The following is an 18603-nucleotide window of genomic DNA, read 5'->3' as shown; positions in this document are numbered from 1 at the left end:
GCTCTTCTCCGCCAGCTCTTTGCGGACTGTACGCAAACTCAAAAGCCGGGGATGGACTTTTTTAATATCCCTGCTATATTGTGACAGTTTTCGCGGCTTCCTGCAAGAGAACCTCGCCGGGGCCGCCAGCCATTGGCATTGACAGCAACACCTAAGGAGAGCACCATGGGCAAAAAAAGCGGAGCGGGCCTCACCCGCCTGCGCAACGCCTTCGGCTGGTCCATGGCAGGACTCGCCGCCACCCTGAAACACGAAAAGGCCTTTCAGCAGGAGCTTGGCCTCTGCCTCATTCTGGCCCCCCTGGCCCTTTGGCTTGGCGAGACCGGCGTTGCAAAAGCCCTGCTCCTGGGCTCGCTCTTTTTGGTGCTGATCGTCGAGATCCTCAACAGCGCCATCGAAGCGGTGGTGGACCGGTTCGGCACCGAACACCACACCCTGTCCGGACGGGCCAAGGACATGGGCTCGGCCGCCGTGTTCCTCGCCCTGGCCAACGTGGCGCTGGTCTGGATTCTGGTCCTCTTTTTCTAGCCGCCCAAAATATCCTACATTGTAGTAGAGCCTTCTGCTTGACAACGGCCCACCGGTCGGGAATAATCCCCATCTTCCGATGCCACATATTGTCTTGTTTTTACGACGTTAGATACAGGTAGACCCATGAACAACGCCCCCATCCGCCCTGCCGACTGCTTCAAACACTATACCCTGGACCAGGACAAGGTCTGCAGCCCCATGGAAACGGTGAACCGCTTCAAGGCCCGGCTGGTCGAAGTGAACTTGGACATCCTCCAGGAGGTGCGCCGCATCGACAACGGCCGGCTGGACATCCCGGTCTATTTCAGCGTCTGCGGCAAGGATGCCCAGGCGGTGATCGGCAACAAGAAACAGATGGGCAAGGGCAGCTCGCCGGAGCAGTCCCAGGCCAGCGCCTGCATGGAACTGGCCGAGCGGTTCAGCTTCTTTTCCTTCAAACAGAACGAAGAAAATTTCATCACCGACACCTACGCCAACCTCAAACAATCCGGCCAGCCGCTTCTGCCCCTGGTGCGCCTCCTGCTCTCGGTCCATGACGAGCAGACCGACATCGCCACCCTGGAGCGACTCATCGAGGACATCCCAATCCAGTGGACCTGGGCCACCAATCTCAACAGCGGCGAGGTGCTGCTGGTGCCCTTCAGCTGGTTTTACGCAATCAACGAGTTCAACGGGCCGTCGGCGGGCAACACCTTTGAGGAGGCGATCCTCCAGGGGATCAGCGAACTGGTGGAGCGGCATGTCTGCTCGCTGGTCAACCACCACCACCTCCCTACCCCGGCCATTGACCCGGACTCCGTCACCGACCCGGTGGCCCGCGAACTGCTGGCCAAGTTCCGCAAAAACAACATCGAGCTCTACCTCAACGACTTCACCCTGGACACCGGCATCCCCACGGTGGCGGCCCTGGCCATCGACCGCTCCACCTTCCCGGAAACCAGCGAGATCGTCTATACCGCAGGCACCACCCCGGACCCGGAAAAGGCCCTGATCCGGGCAATCACCGAGGTGGCCCAGCTGGCCGGGGACTTCAACTCCCAGGCCAACTACGTGGCCAGCGGGTTGCCCAAGCCCCTGTCCATGGAGGAGGTGCGCTACCTCACCCATACGGAGGCCGCCATCTCCATCCACGAGATGCCGCAGCTGAGCGACCCCAACATGCGGGTCGAGATAGACCATTGCCTGGCCGCCCTGTCCCGCTTGGGCCTGGAGGTGCTGGTGGTCAACACCATGCACGACAAGCTGCAGGTTCCGGCGATCTACACCATCATCCCCGGCTGCCATTTCCGCGAGCGCTCCCGGATCAACAACGTGGGGCTGTTTGCCGCCAAGCTGGTGACCGAACGGATTTGCGATGCAGACGAGCAGCTGATCCAACTCCTCAAGATGCAGCAACACCTGCCCGATGCCTATTTTCTGGAATATTATCTCGGTAAGAACATGCAGGGACAGGGCGACCTTGCCACGGCCGTGGCCCATCTGGAAAGGGCGCTGACCCTCAAGCCGGAAGAGGAGGATATCCCCTACATCTATTCCCACCTGGGCGACTGCCTGAAGGATATGGGCGAGTATGATCGGGCCATTGCTGCCCTGCGAAAGGGAATGGAGCACGACGAGGAACGGCCGGACATCCACAACCTGCTGGGATTCTGCCATTTCAAGCGGAATGAGTACGAAACGGCCATCGCCCATTTCCACCGGGCCGTGGAGCTGAATCCGGCCTCGGCCATCGATTACGCCAACCTGGGGGTCAATCACCGCAGGCTCGGCAACAACGGAGAAGCGGCTCGTTATTTCGAGCTGGCCCTCAATCTGGACCCGAGCATCGAGTTTGCCAGGAGCCACCTGGCGGAGTTGCGCGCAACCAACTGATCAGAAGGAAATGAACCTGTCGCTCTCAACAATGAGCTGATACAGGTCGCTCTGCTTTGCCCGCTGATGGTATCCTTCCTCCACGCCGTGGAGGTCAAGAAGCTTGCCTCAGGCCAGCAGCGCCCCTTCCGAAAGGGTAAAAACCTTGGCCAGCTCGCCGAGCGGATATTGCTCCGTGGCCAACGAGGCATAGTCAACCGATGGTCCGTTCAGGAAGATGGAGACATCATCCATCTTCTCCAGCATCATATTGCCCATCCGAAAGGCGTTCCATAACACCTCGGGGTCTCCGCTACACGCCATGATCGCGATCTTCATCGTTGCCCTCCTGTTTTTGCTTTACATTCAATGAGTAAGATTTTTTCCGTTATCTCCCATTGGCACGCCGCCGAGCACCGGAAAAGCTGCCGAAAAGGGAGGTTGCACTGTTTGAGGCGAAGCCGAGTTTGCAACATCCCGGCAGCTTTGAGGAGCGCAGGGCATCCCGCCCATGGCGGGACAAGGGACACAGGGGGCCCTTTTCTTGTTTCTTCTTTTGGGCACGCAAAAGAAGAAAAACCACGGCTCACACCGCATACATAACGGCCATCTTTGAAGTATACGCCCCATCCCTCTCCTGACAAATACAAAACGGCTGCAAAACCGCCAGCTCTTCCCCACCATTTTTCTCCGCCTCCACCAGCACCAATCCGGCCTCCGCACCGGGATAGGGATGCACCCTCTGCAACCGTCTCGGCTCCAGCCCATTTTCCCGCAAAACGCCAAGCAGAATTTCAGCCCGTCCGGCCGGATAAACAAAGGCCGCCTTCCCCCCGATTTTCAGGGCAAAGGCCGCAGCTTCGGCCATCTCACCAATCCCACCAAGGACCTCGTGCCGGGCCTTTGCCCGTTCGGTTTCCGGATGATGGCGACCGCTTTCGGTCGGGTAGTAGGGGGGATTTGCCGCCACCCAGTCGCAGGAGCCTTGGGACAGCAAGGTTGCAATCCGGCGGCAGTCGCCTTCGATAACCGTGACCCGGCTTCCAAGATCGTTGCTGGCCACATTTTGGCGGATGACCTCGGCCAGACGCGGCTGTACCTCAAGGGCGACAAGGCTGGTGGTGGGGTAACGATGGGAGAGGATCAGGGAGACCACCCCGCATCCGGCGCCGAGATCGAGGATGCGGGCCTCGGGTTCCGGGGCAAGGAAGTGAGCCAGGAGAACGGCATCGACGGAAAACCGGTAGCCCTGCCGGGGCTGCAGACAGCGCAGCCTGCCACCAAACAAACTCTCTTCGCTGAGTTCCTCGGCAATGGCCATCCGGTTTTGGGTCAGGAGGGGACTTTCTCTTCGGGCACGATCTTATTGAGCAACAGACCGGTGAGCAATTTGGGGTAAAAATAGGTGGATTTGTGCGGCATGACCAGCCCCTCGTCCGCCACCCGTTTCACCTGGGACACAAGAGTCGGGTTCATCAAAAAGAGCAGCGGGCTGCGGTCGGAGTTGCTCTCTCCCTCTTTGATCGCAACATCAAGGGCGGTGTCCGGATCGCTGTAATAATCCACCAGGCTTTCCTTTACACACCGATCATGATCAAGCTGCAGCAGCCGCTCGATGATGAGGTCGGACAGGATAACCACGTCCAGTTCGCGCAGGGGTGCGGGCTGCTTGGAGCCCAATGCCTCGTCTATAACCCCATCTCGCAGGGTCAGGAGCAGACAGCGATCCTCCTGGGGGTGGTACAGGCCAAACATCGTGGCCGCGCCGGAGTTTTCCGCCATGCGGGAGAGAACCTCAGTCATCAGGGTCTCGCGGGAGCCGTCAACGATCTCGTCAATGAGAAAGCTCTGCTCCAGCTTGGCCATCAACCCGTCCAGGGCTACGGCCGCGGGCATCCGGACCAGGCGGTGGGTAGGGAGCACGGACAGACCCGGGTCTTCCATGCCGCAAAGATACATCATCGTATAGTTGTAAGGGCTGTCGCTGGCCACCGCGCCCAACCGCTCCCGCATCAGGGCGCGGAACTGGAGGGCCGTGGTGTAGCGATGGTGGCCGTCGGCAATGTAGAGGGATTTTTCCGCAAACTGCGCGCGGACCTGGGCAAGGATCGCCGGATCGGTCACCGCCCAGATGGTGTGGTGGCAGCCGTCATGATCGGTAACGCTGGCGAGCGGCTCTGCGGAGCGACCGGATTCCAGCAGGGTCATGATCTGCCCCTGACCATCGGGGTACAGGGAAAAAATCGGGCTGAACTGGGCATGGCAGGTGTCCAACAGGCTGAGCCGGTCGGAGGTAACACCGGAAAAGGTCTTCTCGTGGGGCTTGACAATGCCCTCGGCAAACTCGGCCAGCTGCACCAGACAGAGCAACCCCTTGCGGGTGAGACGCTTACCGGAAGGCAAGGAATACTCGGTATGGTAAAGATAGATGGTGGGCTCGTTGTCCCGAACCAACACCCCTTCCTGCTGCCACTTGGCAAAGGTCTCCTTGGCCTGACGATACCTCGCTTCGGTCAACTGATCGGCGCTGAAATTCTTGCTCAGATCCAGGTGGATCATGTTGTAAGGATTCTTCCCGGCAAAGGCGGCCTGGGCCTGAAGATCGATCACGTCATAGGGCGGGGTGACCACCTCTTCCAGGTGTTGGATCTTGGCCGGGTTGTATCGAAGGGCGCGAAAGGGCGCGATCAAAGCCATTGTTCTGTCTCCTTGCCCGTCCAGGCAGAGCAAGCGCTCGCACCGGTCGGCAAATTCTCCCGGCAATCATGAACCGGTTGACTTCCCCAGGGGGAATAGATATGTTTTGTTGAAATCGTCGATAAGCGCGATTTTAACAGGGGTCTTTTCTTAGCCTTTGCTTCCCCTCCCGCAAGGGGCGGGGAATTTATCACGAAAACTGTGCCATTACATAGTAAAAAAACGGCCACATTTCAAGTGGACATTGTACCCGGACCGCAAACTTTTACAAACGAACTTTTCCAATACCTCAAGAGGTTTCAAAATGTACGATATCTTCACCCGCACCCATTTTTCCTCGGGCCATCATCTGCGCAACTATCCCGGCAACTGCGAGCGTCCCCACGGCCACAACTGGCAGGTGGAGGTGACGGTCCGCGCCACCGAGCTGGACGAGCTGGGCATGGGCATCGACTTCAAGAACCTGAAAAAGGCGGTGAACGTGATCATGGAGGAGCTGGACCACCAGAATCTCAACGAACTTCCGGCCTTCCAGAAGAAGAACCCCTCTTCCGAAAACATCGCCGCCTACATCTTCGACCGCCTCAGGGAAACGCTCACCAGCGAGCGCTACAGGCCTTACAGCGTCACGGTCTGCGAAACGGAGAACTGCTGCGTGACCTACCGTGAGGGATGAGCCCTGCCTGCAAATTTCCGAGATTTTCTACAGCATCCAGGGGGAGTCTTCCTTTGCGGGCTACCCCTGCCTTTTCTTCCGTCTCTCCGGCTGCAACCTGCGCTGCTCATACTGCGACGCCAAGTACACCTATGAGGAACCGGCCACCGTCACCCCGCTCAGCACCCTGCTGACCGAGGCAGCGCGATACCCCAATGCCTTGATCGAGATCACCGGCGGCGAGCCCCTGCTCCAGGAAGAGGTCTACCCGCTCATGGACAAGCTGCTTGCCGCAGGCCGCACCGTACTGCTGGAAACCAACGGCAGCCTCAATATTGCGCGAGTGCCGCAAGCGGTGGTGAAGATCATCGATCTCAAATGCCCGGACAGCGGGATGGCCGAGAAGATGGAGCTTGCCAACCTCGATCTGCTCACGCCCCACGACGAGATCAAATTCGTGGTCAGCTCCCGGCCCGACTATGACTGGGCCAGGGCAATGATAGCGGAACAACGGTTGGCCGAAAAGGCCAAGCTGATCCTCTCCCCGGTGATCGGCCGCCTTACGCCAGCCCTGCTGGCCCAGTGGCTCATGACCGACGCGCTCCCGGCCCGGCTCCAGCTCCAGCTCCACACCCTGCTCTGGCCGGGGATGAAGCGGGGGGTATGATTCTCCCCCCACATCGCATGACAACCAGCAACCAACAGGAGAATGACAGTTATGAACATGAAAGAATATTTTGAGAGCACCGCCGGGCGAGGGGTTCTGGCCACAGCCGGTGGCGATGGCAAGGTTGACGCCGCGATCTACAGCGTCCCGCATGTTCTGGAGGACGGCGTCGTGGCCTTTATCATGCGCGACAGGCTCTCCCACCACAATGTACAGGAAAACCCCCATGCCACCTTTCTCTTCATGGAAGACGGATCAAGCTCCCGCGGGGTGCGGCTTTTTCTCAAAAAAATCAAGGAAGAAACAGACCCCGCCAAGATCAAGAGCCTGATGCGGAGACATCTCACCCCGGAGGAAGATCAGGCCCGTGGTCCGACCTTCCTGGTCTCCTTCGCGGTGGAGAAGGTCCTGCCCCTGGTCGGTGACGATCCGGCCAAAACTCCTTTTTGCTGAGCCGAAAAACCCATTGCCTCTTGCCGTGACCCCTTCAACCCGAGGAGTACCGCATGGCCGAAAAGTGCAAGGTCTTGATTACCGGCGCCACCGGCTACATCGGCCGACGCCTGAAGGACCGACTGCTGAAACACCCGGAACTGGCGCTCCGGCTGCTGGTGCGCAACCGGCACAAGGTTCGGCCCGAGGTCCTCGCCAGGGTTGAGGTGGTGGAGGGCGACACCTTCAGCCCCGAGGCCTTGGCTACAGCCCTTTCTGGCATCGAGGTCGCCTTCTACCTCATCCACTCCATGGGCTCGGGCCAGGATTTTGCAGAGCGCGACCGGCAAAGCGCCGTCAACTTCCGCGACGCCTGCATCGCAGCCGGGGTGAAACGGCTCGTCTACCTGGGAGGGTTGGGGGTGAAGGAGACCGCCAGCCGCCATCTCCTGAGCCGGATCGAAACCGGAGAAATCCTCTCCTCCCGCCCGGAAAGGTTGCAAACCCTCTGGTTTCGGGCCGGGATCATCATCGGCGCCGGCAGCGCCAGCTTCGAGATCATCTACAACCTGCTCCAAAAACTACCCCTCATGGTGACCCCGAAATGGGTCACCACCAAGACGCAGCCGGTGGCGGTGGACGACGTGCTCGCCTATCTGGAGGCGGCCATTTTCGTAAAAGTCCAAGGCAATCTGGTGGTGGACATCGGCGGCGAAGCCATGAGCTTTCGGGAGATGATGCTCCGGGCCGCCAAGGTCATGGGGCTGCGGAGGTTGCTGCTGCCGGTGCCGGTGCTGAGCCCGCGCCTCTCCTCCTTCTGGCTGATCCTCTTTACCCCCATCCCCTACCGGATGGCCGCTGCCCTGGTGGAAGGTCTCAAATCAGAAACCATCATTCAGAACGACCATGCCCAACGCCATTTCCCCGAGATAACGCCCCTCAGCTATGAAAGCGCGGTAAAAGCAGCCATCGCCGAGCTGGAGCAGGATCTGGTCATCAGCCGCTGGTGCGACAGCTCCACGGAGCCATTCTGCGACATCCTGCACCAGGATAACCCCGGCGCCCCCATCCTGCGGGACCGGCGGGAGATTCCATTACACGGGCTGGACCCGGCCCAGGTCTATGCGGCAATCAAAGGAATCGGCGGCGCCGAAGGATGGGGCGCCTACAACATGCTCTGGCAGATCCGGGGTTTTTTGGACAAGCTGAGCGGCGGCTATGGCCTGAACCGCGGGAGGCGGCAGCAGAAGGACCTGCGCATGGGGGATGCCCTTGATTTCTGGAAGGTGGCCGACCTCAAGGAAAACAAACGGGTTCTGCTTGTCGCCCAGATGAAGGTACCGGGCAAGGCCTGGCTTGAGTTCGACATCCAGGACGACCGGCTGGTGCAGACCGCCCATTTTCATCCGCGCGGACTGCTGGGCAGATTGTACTGGTATGCGGTTCTGCCCTTTCACGAACTGGTGTTCAAGAATCTTGCCGAAAAAATCGTGGCGCGGGCCGCCGAGGCGAGCGGCGCCCCCCGGGGCTGAACAAGCGGCCCGGACTATTTCCCGGCCAGGCCATCGACCACGGCCTTGTACTTCTCGTGGATCATTTTCCGGTCGAACTCCCAAAATTCGTCAAGCATCGCCTGGTCCTCGGCTTCGGAGAAATACGCACGGGCGGCAGGGAAAAACACCTTATCCTCTTTTTCGATATGCGTGGGATAAAAATCCACCAGGGTGTGCAGGCACCTGACAATCTCTTCCAGGGCAGAGGAGTCCCCGTTTCGATAGCGGGTATTTGCCTCAACCAACGCCTTGGTTGTAATCCTGCCGAACAGATGCTCTTCAATCAGTTCGTCCATGACCCGTTGGTCCGCCTCTGACAGCCCTTTTCTCTTCAAGTCCCGGAACAGGATATCCTCTTCCTTCCCGTGGTGGGCGCGGTCGGCATAGGTTTGGACAAAATCAACCGCAGTGTCGACAAACACGGGGTCGATTTTCTTGCTTTTCTCTGCCTCTACCAGGGCATCCTGAATTATGGTGAGCATCCGTTCAATGAGCCGGTGCTCTATCATGAGCGGTCCGCGTGCCTGCATGTGCTGTTCTCCTTTTTTTCCTGTGTCCAATGGGCTATCGAATTGTTTTTTCTTTGCAAAAAGAGATTGCAGGGCTAAGATTACCGGCACCAACAACGTACGAGACCGGCACAATACCTCCGCACTCAAAACCCGACCAACAAAAGACCTTGCCGCCAAACATGAACGAACACCCCTGTCCTTCCGAAACATCCCAGCAGCCGCGCTGCTCTCCGGTTGAAATCGAAAACCTGAGCAAAACCATCGGCAGCAACCGTCAACTGCTGGACGTTCTGAATGCCTTCCCCGGCTTTGTCCTGGTTCTCAACCATACCCGACAGATCGTTTTTGCCAATCAGGCTTTTCTGCATTTTCTTGGCGCAACCTGCCTTGCCGAGGTGCTGGGGAAAAAGCCTGGGGACGCCCTGGCTTGCGAGCGTGCCGTGCAAAGCGTTCTGGGCTGCGGCACCACCGTCTTCTGTTCCACCTGCGGCGCGGCCAAAGCCACTCCCCCGCTCCCCCTGCACCAGCCGGAAAACGATGATACCCAGGAATGCCGGATCAGGCAGGAGGGCAGCGGCAAATCCTTTGACTTCCGGGTGCAGACCGCGCCCTTTCCCGGCGAAAACGACAATCTCTACCTCTTCTTTCTCACCGATATCTCCCATGAAAAAAGGCGGCGGGCCCTGGAGCGCATCTTCTTCCACGATGTGGCCAATATTGCCACCGGCATGGTGGGCATGAGCCGGACCCTCTGCCAGAAAGAACTGGATGCGGAAAAGAAGAGTCAGTTTCAGGATGTTCTACACCGCTATGCGCATCGGCTGGCCGATGAGGTCGAGGCGCAGTCCGCCCTGGCTGCGGCGGAGAACAACGATCTGCACTTGCAGGCCAAACCCTGCGCAAGCCGTGCCCTGCTCGACGAAGTGGCTGCCTTTTACAACAATATCGACAACGGTCGGACCTGCAGGGTGGAAATTGATGCAGATGCCGTGGCAACGGAGTTTTTCACCGACCCGCGGCTCCTGCACCGCATCCTGATCAACATGACCAAGAATGGTGTCGAGGCCTCGCCCCCGGAGGCAGTGGTCCGCATCGGCTGCGAGCAGGCCGAAAACGACCTGGAGTTCTGGGTCCACAACCAGGGCTGCATGCCTGAGAAAGTACAATTGCAGATCTTCCAGCGCTCCTTCTCCACCAAGGGATCGGGGCGGGGTTTGGGTACTTACAGCATCAAACTGCTGGGAGAGCGCTACCTGAAAGGAAAGGTCAGCTTCACCTCCTCGCCGGAAAATGGCACCACCTTCCGCTTCCGCTGCCCCCGCAACATCGAGACAGCCACTCCCTGAGGGGCTGGTCGGCCCTGTTTATTCCCTGCCTGCACCAACCCAGCCGCGCAACGCGGCATGGGGGAGGCATTGACACCCAGCCTCAAAAAATGCGATGCTTCTTGAAGCTGTTTGAACCAAGACAGGGAAGGGAAGAGAGAAACGCCATTGATTGCTTCCCCGCAGCCTAAAACGCATCCATAACCGAGGAGAAAAACATGCAAATACTGAAGGAATTCAAAGAATTTGCCATGCGCGGCAACGTCGTTGACATGGCGGTCGGTATCATCATCGGCAGCGCCTTTGGCAAGATTGTCAGCTCCCTGGTCCAGGACGTTATCATGCCGCCCATCGGGTTGATCATGGGCAATGTCGATTTCGCCCATCTAACCCTCACCCTCAGGGAAAAGAGCGAGGGCGTGGAGGCGGTCACCCTCAAATACGGGGTATTCATCAACACCATCCTGGATTTCACCATCGTGGCCTTCGCGATCTTCATGCTCATCAAGCAGATGAACCGGCTCAAAAAGGAAGCGCCACCCGCTGAAGCTACGACCAAGGAATGCCCCCGCTGCTGCTCCAGCATTCCGGCCAAGGCGCTGCGTTGCCCGCACTGCACCTCGGAGCTTCAGGCGGTATGAAAGGGGGAATGAAAATTCGGGAAATGGTTAGGAGGGTTTCCCTGCCGGCTTAACGCAAACATCTGCGGCTTGTCAGCAGAATGTTGTGGCTGGAATTAGGTATCCTGTCCCCAGAATTCCCCAGAATTGAGTTGTCCACAGGCTGCCAATACATCATCGCCCTTAGCACTTCTTATTAACGTCGGAATCTTGAACGTATCTAAAACTTCTTTAAACTTTTCAATTGTATCCAAACTCGGACGTTTATACGGTGATCCGGGGAAGGCGTTAAAAGGAATCAGGTTTATATAGGCACTTTTACCTGCCAGTATCGTTCCCAATTTTTCAGCATCATCCGGAGAATCATTAAAATCTTTTATCAAAATATATTCATACGTAATAAATTGTTTTTTACTTAAAGGTATCTGGTCAATATAGGTCAGCACTTCAGATAGTGGATATTTTCTATTAATGGGAATAAGCTCATTCCTCTTTTCTTCAAATGGCGAATGAAGAGATAACGCAAGGTTCACTCCGGGAATTTCCTGACTCCACCTTTTAAGTCCAGGAATATAACCAGACGTTGAAATAGTAATTTTTTGAACCCCAATTGAAGTTCCGTGTTTTGATAAAAATATTTCGCACGCATTTTTGACACCATCAAAATTATGTAACGGTTCGCCTTGTCCCATAAAAACAATATTTAAAATTCTCTCTTCTCCAGGCCTATTTTTCGCCAACCAACGCCAAGCCTGGAGAAACTGTCCAACTATTTCACTTGTAGCCAAATTTCTTTTAAGTCCTTGTTTTCCGGTAGAACAAAAAGAACAATTCATTGCACAGCCAACCTGCGATGAAAGGCAAATAGAATATTTATTATGAAACGGAATAAGGACGGTTTCAATTTTGTGATTGTCTTTAAGCTTAAAAAGAAATTTTACTGTTCGATCTTTTGACTCATGGACCGTATCGATTTCTGGCAGAGAAAAGTCGAAATTATCCTGAAAAAAAGCCAAGGAACCTTTGGCAATTTTCTCCTGGCATTGCGTATTTTCTTTCTTCTTATAATGCCAATTAAAAAGAATTGACGCTGCTGAGCGGTTTAAATCATTCTGACTTAGAACCATCTCCAAATCAGAATAACTCAGATCATAAAATGATTGTTTCAAGAAATGTCTCTTTGTCGTATCAATGCAACTTTTCAAGACTCAGAAACATTCTGATACTGTGCCTGAACGTTCTTCAGCTTGCTATAAAACTCTTCCTCTGAAACAACCCCCTTCTCAATAAGCAACTGTGCGATAGCATCGAGCCGAATCATTTGTGCCATTATGAGTTCATCGGTTGTGACTACTTCTTTGTTATCATCTTTTGACATAGGTTTTGTTCCCGATTCTGTTTCTCTTGTTTAGTTTTGTAAACATAACGTTTTGGGTAACCTGCCGGCCACGCAAGATTGCCGCCGTCTAGCGCCGCCGAGCTTCTTCCGGTCAGGTTAACCCTATGGTTAGGGAAATATTAATTTAATCCGGCTCAGAACAATAATCAGAAACTATCAAAAAAGAATGCCCCAGTTCATTTAACTTTAGCTCTAAACGGTAGTACTCTACCTCTCCACTTGACTCTGAATACGGATATATTGCGTCCGATTGTGGCTCCCAATTTATGCCGTTGTCTTCGTCTATTGCACGTGACAAACTATCAGACCAGTCCTCATCATTGTCGGCATTAATTTCGTAGAATTCTGTGTCAACTGAGGCTGATGACCATGGAAATAGTGCTTCAGCAAGCTCCTTAATTCCATAACCCGTGTAAGTAACGGCCCAATCCTGGGAAAGTGTTTCGTTCCCGTCCTCATCATGAATGAAGACTCTCACAGGTGATCGTCCAAGAGATTTGTTGATCCAGTCCTCAAGTTCTAGTGACACTTTTCCACCATTTGCGATGTGGCGCATTAGTGGCTCATCAATGGAAAGCTTTCGAAGCCTTTGAAGGCCGGGTGGGCCTTCAAAAAGGTTGGAAAGTAAATCATGTGCTTTCTTGCCAAATAAATTCTTCTTAGGAACCTCAACCTTCCAGCCTTTTTTCGTTCGAGTTACTCCAACTTCGTTAATATGTACCCAGAATGTTTGGCCTGATTCAGGCAAATGAGCAATTAGGAGTACTGGCAGTGAATGCCCTGTCCAGTAGTCCAAATGAGTTGTGGAACCGTAATATATGAATGAATCTTTGGTTTCTTTGAAATTGCCTGCGCCTGTTTTGATTTGTAGTGCTATAAGTTTTCCCGTTGGCTTCCCATTGTCCACACGTTCTATATGAGCATCGATTCCCATATCTGCTATAGGTTGCTCACGGAAGATCCAACCGAGTTCACCAAGCACTAATCTTTCTACTGCATTGACTCCAATACGTTCTGTTTTACTATATCGAGCCATTTTTATTAGTTCTCGCTAACGGTTCGCGATAAGCGGTGGCGACGAGAAGGTTCGGCCTACAACCGCAATTTGATTTTGTTTTTCTGGCAGCCCTCAGCCCCATTCCATCCGCTTGATCAGCTTGTTATATTGCGGGTTCAATATTACTTGGATAAATGAACCCCTCGGTCGTCATGATTGGGGCAGAGTCTGGCCGACACTGGACATCATATTTACCAATATTATTTGAAATCGTATAAGTATCATCTAATTCTTCAATAACTTTTTTGCTGGCAAGCATATTTATAGACCTGCATTTATCTGCAATTAGGTTTGAAACGTTATACGCAAATTTATACATATCGAAACCCAGCTCATAAACTTTACCATCGAGTTTAAGGCTTGGCTTATCGCAGCATGCAACCATGTTATTTAATAGATCGGCGCAATAATCAAAGCATTCACTGATGCTTGCCATTTCTTTGCTTACAAAATCCATCTTTCTTTTATAGTTTTTGTGACCTTCTGGAACTGTATTATTATCAATAAAAAATTTAACGCTTTTAGCGAAAGTTTCTAAGGGAATTATTATATGTTGGCTATGGCTGACGATAATTTCTTTATCTACCGTGACAGCCATTCTAATTTCATCCACATCATTTCCGTGATGGAAATAGTTCCTAAGCATTCTCAAAACTTTAAACTCAGGAAAGTCTTTAATATTGCAATCAAATAATTCCTTAAGCTTATCAGCTGTTGAATGCAGATTATTCAAATAAGTAAACAGAGTGTTAATATCTCTATTCTCAGAAAATCTAATGTCGAGAAGTTCGTTTTGGCTATGAAAATATCTGTCAATAAATGTGTACATTTGCATAGAACTCCGATAGCAATATAACAATAATATTATCGATCTAGCTCGAGTTGTTTTTTTCTGCTCGTTTTTTGTCCCTTTAATTGATTTCCCTGTGCAACTTTTGAGCATATTTTCTCTTGAATAGCCACATATCCACCCAATATTGGGGTGTTATATAGCTAGCTACATAATTCCGGCTAAAATTATCCGGGAGTGTTATATGTCTACCTGACACCATGGAGCAATTCAAGATTATTATCTCTGAATGGGCCTGAACAGAACTCTGGCCTCAACCTTCTTCCTCGTCTGACCCAACACCCATGATCCCGAACTCCCAATTTACCAGCACCTTCCTGAACCTAAATCACCTTGCCGAAGCATGCACATGCTGGCACTTCCTCCCCGGCATGCTTTTTCAAGACACCGAAGCATGGTGGAAACAAGGGCCCCGCCAAAGCCCGCACGAGGGGATTGACCTGCTCTTCCCTACGGACCGCAATGGACAGCGACGAGAGCTCCCGGAGCTGGCGCTGGTCCCGCCGCTCTGGGATGGGGAGGTGATTGCGGTGTTCGAGGATTTTTTGGGCAGCACCGTGGCGGTGCGGCATCCGGTGATGGATGAGCGGGGCTGGAGGCTTATCTCCCTGTATGGCCATGTTCGGCCCCTAGTGGAGTACGGAGCGCAGGTCTCTGCGAAAGAACCCCTGGCCGAGGTGGCATGCGGCACGGCGCGGGGCGCATCGGCCCCGCCGGATCATCTCCACCTCTCCCTTGGCTGGCTAGCGCCTGGATGGTCGGTGGCGGAGGCGGAGCTAAACTGGCACGGGCTGTGGAGCAACCCCGGCATCCGAATTATCGATCCGCTGCCTTGGATTCAGCCCAACCCCTGATCGGTTGAGGGCTGCAACTGCTCGGCAGTGTAGCGAAAAACCACGGTCCGGAAAAAATCGATCATTGCCTGCCTGCGCCCTGCCACCCGCTGCTGTTCCGGGATGAGGCCGCAAGACATCATCCGGTTGATGGACATCTTGTATTCCACATGGCAGACATGGCGGTTGTCCAGATACCAGGCATAGGTGAGGCCGAACAACAGGCCGGGCGGGGTAAAGCCTTCCTCGCCGTTCACCAGCCGGGTGTAGAGACGGGGATCGCTTGCTGCCTGCCGCATCCGGACCAGCCCCAAAAAGATGGCAAGCTCCGCCGGACTGAAAAAAGAGCACAGCTCCGCCTCCGACCGCAGAACCAGCCGAAACTCATAGCCCAGGGACAAGCCGTCGCGTTCCACCGGCAGCCTAAGCTTTTCCTCGGTGTAATTCCCCAGCAGGGACTGGCCCAGGGCGATCAACAAACCCACCTCAAATTTATCAGGTTCAGGGAAGATATCCTTGCGGATCTTGATCAGCCGGTCAACGGGATCATAGAAGGAGAGGATGGTGTCCCATTCCTGGGTCCGGCTCCATTCCTCCCGGTCCAGCAGGACAACCCCGGCAACCCCGTCCAGATGGGCAAGGGGAATATCCCCGTGGCGCCAGAAGATCTCGGCCAGGGGCGGGTGCAGCTCCTCGGCAATGTTCAGGGTGCGCAACCGCTCACGGATCGCAGCAAAACGCTGGTTGGCTGGCTGCCCCAGGGGATCGAGGAGAACCTCTGCCCCGGCGCCCGGCCCGGAGAGCTGGTAGCCTCCGGCCTTGCCGAGGGAATCACGAATCGCCCACATAACCCGCACCGCCGCGGCCAGGGAAGCGGGATCATGCTGGATCACCTTACGCTGCTCGATATCGGCCTGGGCATAGAGCCGGGCCTCGATGGGGGAAAAGCCCATGGCCCGGACCTTGTCCCGGTCGAGATAGATGGGCACCTTGTTTTCCAGGGCATAGCTTTGGAGGATGGAGCCGGGGATATCGCGCAACCCGAGAACCAGAATCTGGGCAAAAAGATCCTGCACCCCGCCGGGGATATTGCGGTGATAGGCGGCCAACAGGTCGGAGACATGGAACCGCTGCGGGTGGTCGCCATTGCCGTTGCCGTGGGCCATGTCGGTTTCCCCGGCCTGGGCCCAGAGATTGGCAACGAGCATCTTGAGTGCCCCGCGGTTGTCGCGGATCGCCTGGGCTATACCCGGCACCTGCAGGATCGGCACGATGCTGGTGAACAGGCTACCTGGGGCGAAGAGGATGATATCCGCCTCGGCAATGGCAGCCAGCACCTGGGGCGGGGCCTGGGGTTGGGTGGCAAACTCCACGAAAACCCGATCCACCGGATAGCCGCGCCGGGCCGAGCCAGACTTGAATTCCCCACTCACCAGCACCCCGTTGCCGTACAGAATTTTAAGCCGGGCCGGCGTAGTGGTGCAGGGGCAGACCGCCTCGGGATTGGCGCCGATGAGTTCGGCCAGCAGGGAGATTCCGGCCATCTCCTCCTTCTCGCTTAAGATAGCGGCGGCGAGCAGGAGATTGCCGAGGCAATGGGGGTGGGCGAGCTGCATCCGCAGCCGGGGCTCGGTGAAAAGCGCCTCCACCAGACTGGCCAGCCCTTGCCCCATCGCTTCGGGCAACGCAGCCAGATTGACATCGGCATCGGCCAGCAGGGCATGGGGCGAGCAAGGCGGGGCCTCGAAGCGATGGTTGAAGAGTTGGTGGAGCACTGCGGTTGCCCGCAACGCCTCCCGGCCGACAAGGGTGTACTGCTCTTGCAGCTTCTCCTGCCGGATGGAGGAAAGCAGGACATGGCGGATATCGCCCAGGGCGATGAGAGGCAGTTCCTTGAGCAACTCGCCGGTGGAGCCGCCATCGTCGGTGATGCAGACCACGGCCCGGGTTTGCGGAAAAACCTCCTTGAGGCCCTGAAAGGGATCGGCAGGCCAGAGGGGGTTGCAGCTGTCGCCGCCGATGAGATTGGAAAGCCCGGTGCCGCCCCCGAACACAACCACCCGGACATTCCTGGTTTCCGTGGCATTCAGAGCCAGGTTCAGGTACGCCAACTCCGTGGCCATGCCGGGAGGCGCAGGCGGCACCCCGGTGAGCGCCAGGCCGATGAGCTTCTCGGCCAGATCGCCCTCGGGCAGCAGATCGAGCAGGCCGAAACGCGCATCGCCCATGCGGGCGATCAAATCTTTGGCGGATAGGGTTTCAGTCAAACAGGTTCTCCGTTAGAGATGACGATATAACTATTTTATATAATTACACATATCAAGACAAACCCCCCTCCCCTCGCGGGAGGGGGCAAGGGGGTGGGGGAACTACCATATCCACCGCTGACCCAATCGGCAAATTCACCCTCCCCTCAATCCCCTCCCGTCAAGGGAGGGGAAGCAAAAGCCAGGCCCGGCCTTTTACCTTGCGCCTTATAACCCGGTAGCAGCCATCTGCTTGCGCACCGCCACCTCGGAGTCGGCCATGGCGGCCTGTTCCTCGGCAGTGAGCTTGAATTGGATGATCCGCTCCACCCCCTTATCGCCCAGCACCACCGGCACCCCGAGGAAGCAGCCGGAGAAGCCGAACTCGCCCTCCACATAGGCGGCGCAGGGCATTACCCGCTTGCTGTCGGTGAGTACCGCCTCGGCCATCTCCACCGCGGCCAGACCAGGGGTGTAAAAGGCGCTGCCGGTCTTGAGATGGTTGACGATCTCGGCCCCGCCGTGCTGGGTGCGGTGGACGATAGCGGCCAACTCCTCACCGGACAACAGGTCGGTGACCGGAACCCCTGCCACATTGGCCAGCCGGATCAGCGGCAGCATGTTGTCGCCGTGAATACCCATGACCAGGGCGTTGACGTCACGGGCCGCCACGCCAAGGGCCTCGGCCAGGAAAGTGCGGTAGCGGGCCGAATCAAGCACCCCGGCCATGCCGATCACCCGCTCCCTGGGGAAGCCGGTAACCTTGAAGGCCGTGTAGACCATGGCGTCGATGGGGTTGGTGACCACGATCAAGACGCAGTCCGGGGCATGCTTGGCCACCTGCTCGGCGCAGGACTTGACGATGGCCACGTTCTTGGCCAGGAGGTCGTCGCGGCTCATGCCGGGTTTACGGGCCAGGCCGGCAGTAATGATCACCACGTCGGAACCGGCCAGATCGGCAAAGTCGTTGGAGCCGGTGATCCGGTTGTTGAAGCCGTCCACCGGGCCGGATTGCAGCAGATCAAGGGCCTTGCCCTGGGGCACCCCTTCCACCACGTCCAGCAGGAGGATATCGCCCAAGTTTCGGCTGGCGGCCCAGTGGGCGGCGGTGGCGCCGACATTGCCCGCGCCGATGATGGTGATCTTGTTTCGTTTCATCTCTTTTCCCTCAAATTATATGGTTAACAGTAGGTCAAACTCAATAATGTCCGAAGCGTCTCGCATCGACTCCCCCTCCCTTGACGGGGGGGTGGGGGGTGGGTGAAGTTGCCAACCACCTCAAAATCTGCACGTTCCCCCTCACCCTGACCCTCTCCCGCAAGGGGAGAGGGGATTTTTTTGTTCTCTGCCATTTTCTAACCGAGTCTATGCCGGA

19 protein-coding genes are annotated in these 18603 nt (G+C 56.0%); 9 read left to right on the top strand and 10 right to left on the bottom strand.

Features of this window, described 5'->3' with window-relative positions:
- The first annotated feature begins 165 nt into the window (after nucleotides 1-165).
- Together ACZ46D_RS02355 and ACZ46D_RS02350 are read left to right on the top strand one after the other, a co-directional pair.
- The gene (locus ACZ46D_RS02355) at nucleotides 166-528 is read left to right on the top strand and encodes a diacylglycerol kinase (protein WP_464928438.1); all 363 of its coding nucleotides are present in this window, start codon (nucleotides 166-168) and stop codon (nucleotides 526-528) included.
- A 126-nt stretch (nucleotides 529-654) separates the two neighbouring features.
- Nucleotides 655-2403 carry a YcaO-like family protein gene (locus ACZ46D_RS02350; RefSeq protein WP_464928437.1) on the top strand — a complete coding sequence of 583 codons (1749 nt, stop codon included), beginning with the start codon at nucleotides 655-657 and terminating at the stop codon, nucleotides 2401-2403.
- A 108-nt stretch (nucleotides 2404-2511) separates the two neighbouring features.
- Here the strand turns inward: ACZ46D_RS02350 and ACZ46D_RS02345 are convergent, their stop codons facing one another.
- From ACZ46D_RS02345 to ACZ46D_RS02335, 3 genes are all read right to left on the bottom strand, one after another.
- Nucleotides 2512-2721 (bottom strand): sulfur reduction protein DsrE, encoded by a 210-nt coding sequence (locus tag ACZ46D_RS02345; RefSeq protein ID WP_464928436.1) that lies wholly within the window; start codon nucleotides 2719-2721, stop codon nucleotides 2512-2514.
- Nucleotides 2722-2968: 247 nt separating this feature from the next.
- Nucleotides 2969-3703 (bottom strand): tRNA1(Val) (adenine(37)-N6)-methyltransferase, encoded by a 735-nt coding sequence (locus ACZ46D_RS02340; RefSeq protein ID WP_464928435.1) that lies wholly within the window; start codon nucleotides 3701-3703, stop codon nucleotides 2969-2971.
- Nucleotides 3704-3714: 11 nt separating this feature from the next.
- Complete coding sequence (locus ACZ46D_RS02335; RefSeq protein WP_464928434.1) at nucleotides 3715-5079, bottom strand: DUF1015 domain-containing protein; 1365 nt, start codon at nucleotides 5077-5079, stop codon at nucleotides 3715-3717.
- 304 nt (nucleotides 5080-5383) lie between these two features.
- On the opposite strand from ACZ46D_RS02335, the gene queD reads away from it, so the two are divergent.
- From queD to ACZ46D_RS02315, 4 genes are read left to right on the top strand one after another with little or no spacing between them, the layout of a single operon-like run.
- On the top strand, nucleotides 5384-5755 hold the full coding sequence (gene queD / locus ACZ46D_RS02330) for a 6-carboxytetrahydropterin synthase QueD (RefSeq protein ID WP_464928433.1): 372 nt from the start codon (nucleotides 5384-5386) through the stop codon (nucleotides 5753-5755).
- Entirely contained in the window at nucleotides 5745-6401 is a 657-nt protein-coding gene (locus tag ACZ46D_RS02325) for a radical SAM protein (RefSeq protein ID WP_464928432.1), read from the top strand. The genes queD and ACZ46D_RS02325 overlap by 11 nt, the downstream gene beginning before the upstream one ends.
- Before the next feature lie 51 nt (nucleotides 6402-6452).
- The gene (locus ACZ46D_RS02320; RefSeq protein ID WP_464928431.1) at nucleotides 6453-6854 is read left to right on the top strand and encodes a pyridoxamine 5'-phosphate oxidase family protein; all 402 of its coding nucleotides are present in this window, start codon (nucleotides 6453-6455) and stop codon (nucleotides 6852-6854) included.
- A 53-nt stretch (nucleotides 6855-6907) separates the two neighbouring features.
- Nucleotides 6908-8365 (top strand): SDR family oxidoreductase, encoded by a 1458-nt coding sequence (locus tag ACZ46D_RS02315; RefSeq protein WP_464928430.1) that lies wholly within the window; start codon nucleotides 6908-6910, stop codon nucleotides 8363-8365.
- 14 nt (nucleotides 8366-8379) lie between these two features.
- Here the strand turns inward: ACZ46D_RS02315 and ACZ46D_RS02310 are convergent, their stop codons facing one another.
- Nucleotides 8380-8916, bottom strand: coding sequence for a hemerythrin domain-containing protein (locus tag ACZ46D_RS02310; protein ID WP_464928429.1), 537 nt, complete (start codon nucleotides 8914-8916; stop codon nucleotides 8380-8382).
- A 161-nt stretch (nucleotides 8917-9077) separates the two neighbouring features.
- Between ACZ46D_RS02310 and ACZ46D_RS02305 the strand changes: the two genes are divergently transcribed.
- On the top strand, nucleotides 9078-10244 hold the full coding sequence (locus ACZ46D_RS02305) for an ATP-binding protein (RefSeq protein ID WP_464928428.1): 1167 nt from the start codon (nucleotides 9078-9080) through the stop codon (nucleotides 10242-10244).
- 203 nt (nucleotides 10245-10447) lie between these two features.
- Entirely contained in the window at nucleotides 10448-10864 is a 417-nt protein-coding gene (gene mscL / locus ACZ46D_RS02300; RefSeq protein WP_464929244.1) for a large-conductance mechanosensitive channel protein MscL, read from the top strand.
- A 95-nt stretch (nucleotides 10865-10959) separates the two neighbouring features.
- Here mscL and rlmN read toward each other — a convergent pair whose 3' ends face one another.
- From rlmN to ACZ46D_RS02280, 4 genes are all read right to left on the bottom strand, one after another.
- Nucleotides 10960-12012, bottom strand: coding sequence for a dual-specificity RNA methyltransferase RlmN (rlmN, locus tag ACZ46D_RS02295; protein ID WP_464928427.1), 1053 nt, complete (start codon nucleotides 12010-12012; stop codon nucleotides 10960-10962).
- A 32-nt stretch (nucleotides 12013-12044) separates the two neighbouring features.
- A complete protein-coding gene (locus ACZ46D_RS02290) occupies nucleotides 12045-12221 on the bottom strand; it encodes a hypothetical protein (RefSeq protein WP_464928426.1) in 177 nt (58 codons plus the stop codon).
- Between the two features lie 145 nt (nucleotides 12222-12366).
- Nucleotides 12367-13278 carry a DUF4365 domain-containing protein gene (locus ACZ46D_RS02285; RefSeq protein WP_464928425.1) on the bottom strand — a complete coding sequence of 304 codons (912 nt, stop codon included), beginning with the start codon at nucleotides 13276-13278 and terminating at the stop codon, nucleotides 12367-12369.
- A 124-nt stretch (nucleotides 13279-13402) separates the two neighbouring features.
- Nucleotides 13403-14128, bottom strand: a complete 726-nt coding sequence (locus ACZ46D_RS02280; protein WP_464928424.1) for a hypothetical protein — start codon at nucleotides 14126-14128, stop codon at nucleotides 13403-13405.
- A gap of 392 nt (nucleotides 14129-14520) precedes the next feature.
- On the opposite strand from ACZ46D_RS02280, the gene ACZ46D_RS02275 reads away from it, so the two are divergent.
- Nucleotides 14521-15003, top strand: a complete 483-nt coding sequence (locus ACZ46D_RS02275) for a hypothetical protein (RefSeq protein ID WP_464928423.1) — start codon at nucleotides 14521-14523, stop codon at nucleotides 15001-15003.
- Here the strand turns inward: ACZ46D_RS02275 and ACZ46D_RS02270 are convergent.
- Together ACZ46D_RS02270 and mdh are read right to left on the bottom strand one after the other, a co-directional pair.
- Nucleotides 14988-17249: a gluconeogenesis factor YvcK family protein gene (locus ACZ46D_RS02270; RefSeq protein ID WP_464928422.1), complete on the bottom strand. Its 2262-nt coding sequence runs from the start codon at nucleotides 17247-17249 to the stop codon at nucleotides 14988-14990. The two genes, ACZ46D_RS02275 and ACZ46D_RS02270, sit on opposite strands and share 16 nt — an antisense overlap.
- A gap of 207 nt (nucleotides 17250-17456) precedes the next feature.
- Nucleotides 17457-18386, bottom strand: a complete 930-nt coding sequence (mdh, locus tag ACZ46D_RS02265) for a malate dehydrogenase (RefSeq protein WP_464928421.1) — start codon at nucleotides 18384-18386, stop codon at nucleotides 17457-17459.
- Between the last annotated feature and the right edge of the window lie 217 nt (nucleotides 18387-18603).

It is taken from the genome of Thiovibrio sp. Mzg5, assembly GCF_055379285.1.
Note: the sequence above shows the minus strand (reverse complement) of the source record. Positions and strands in the feature narration are given on the sequence as shown.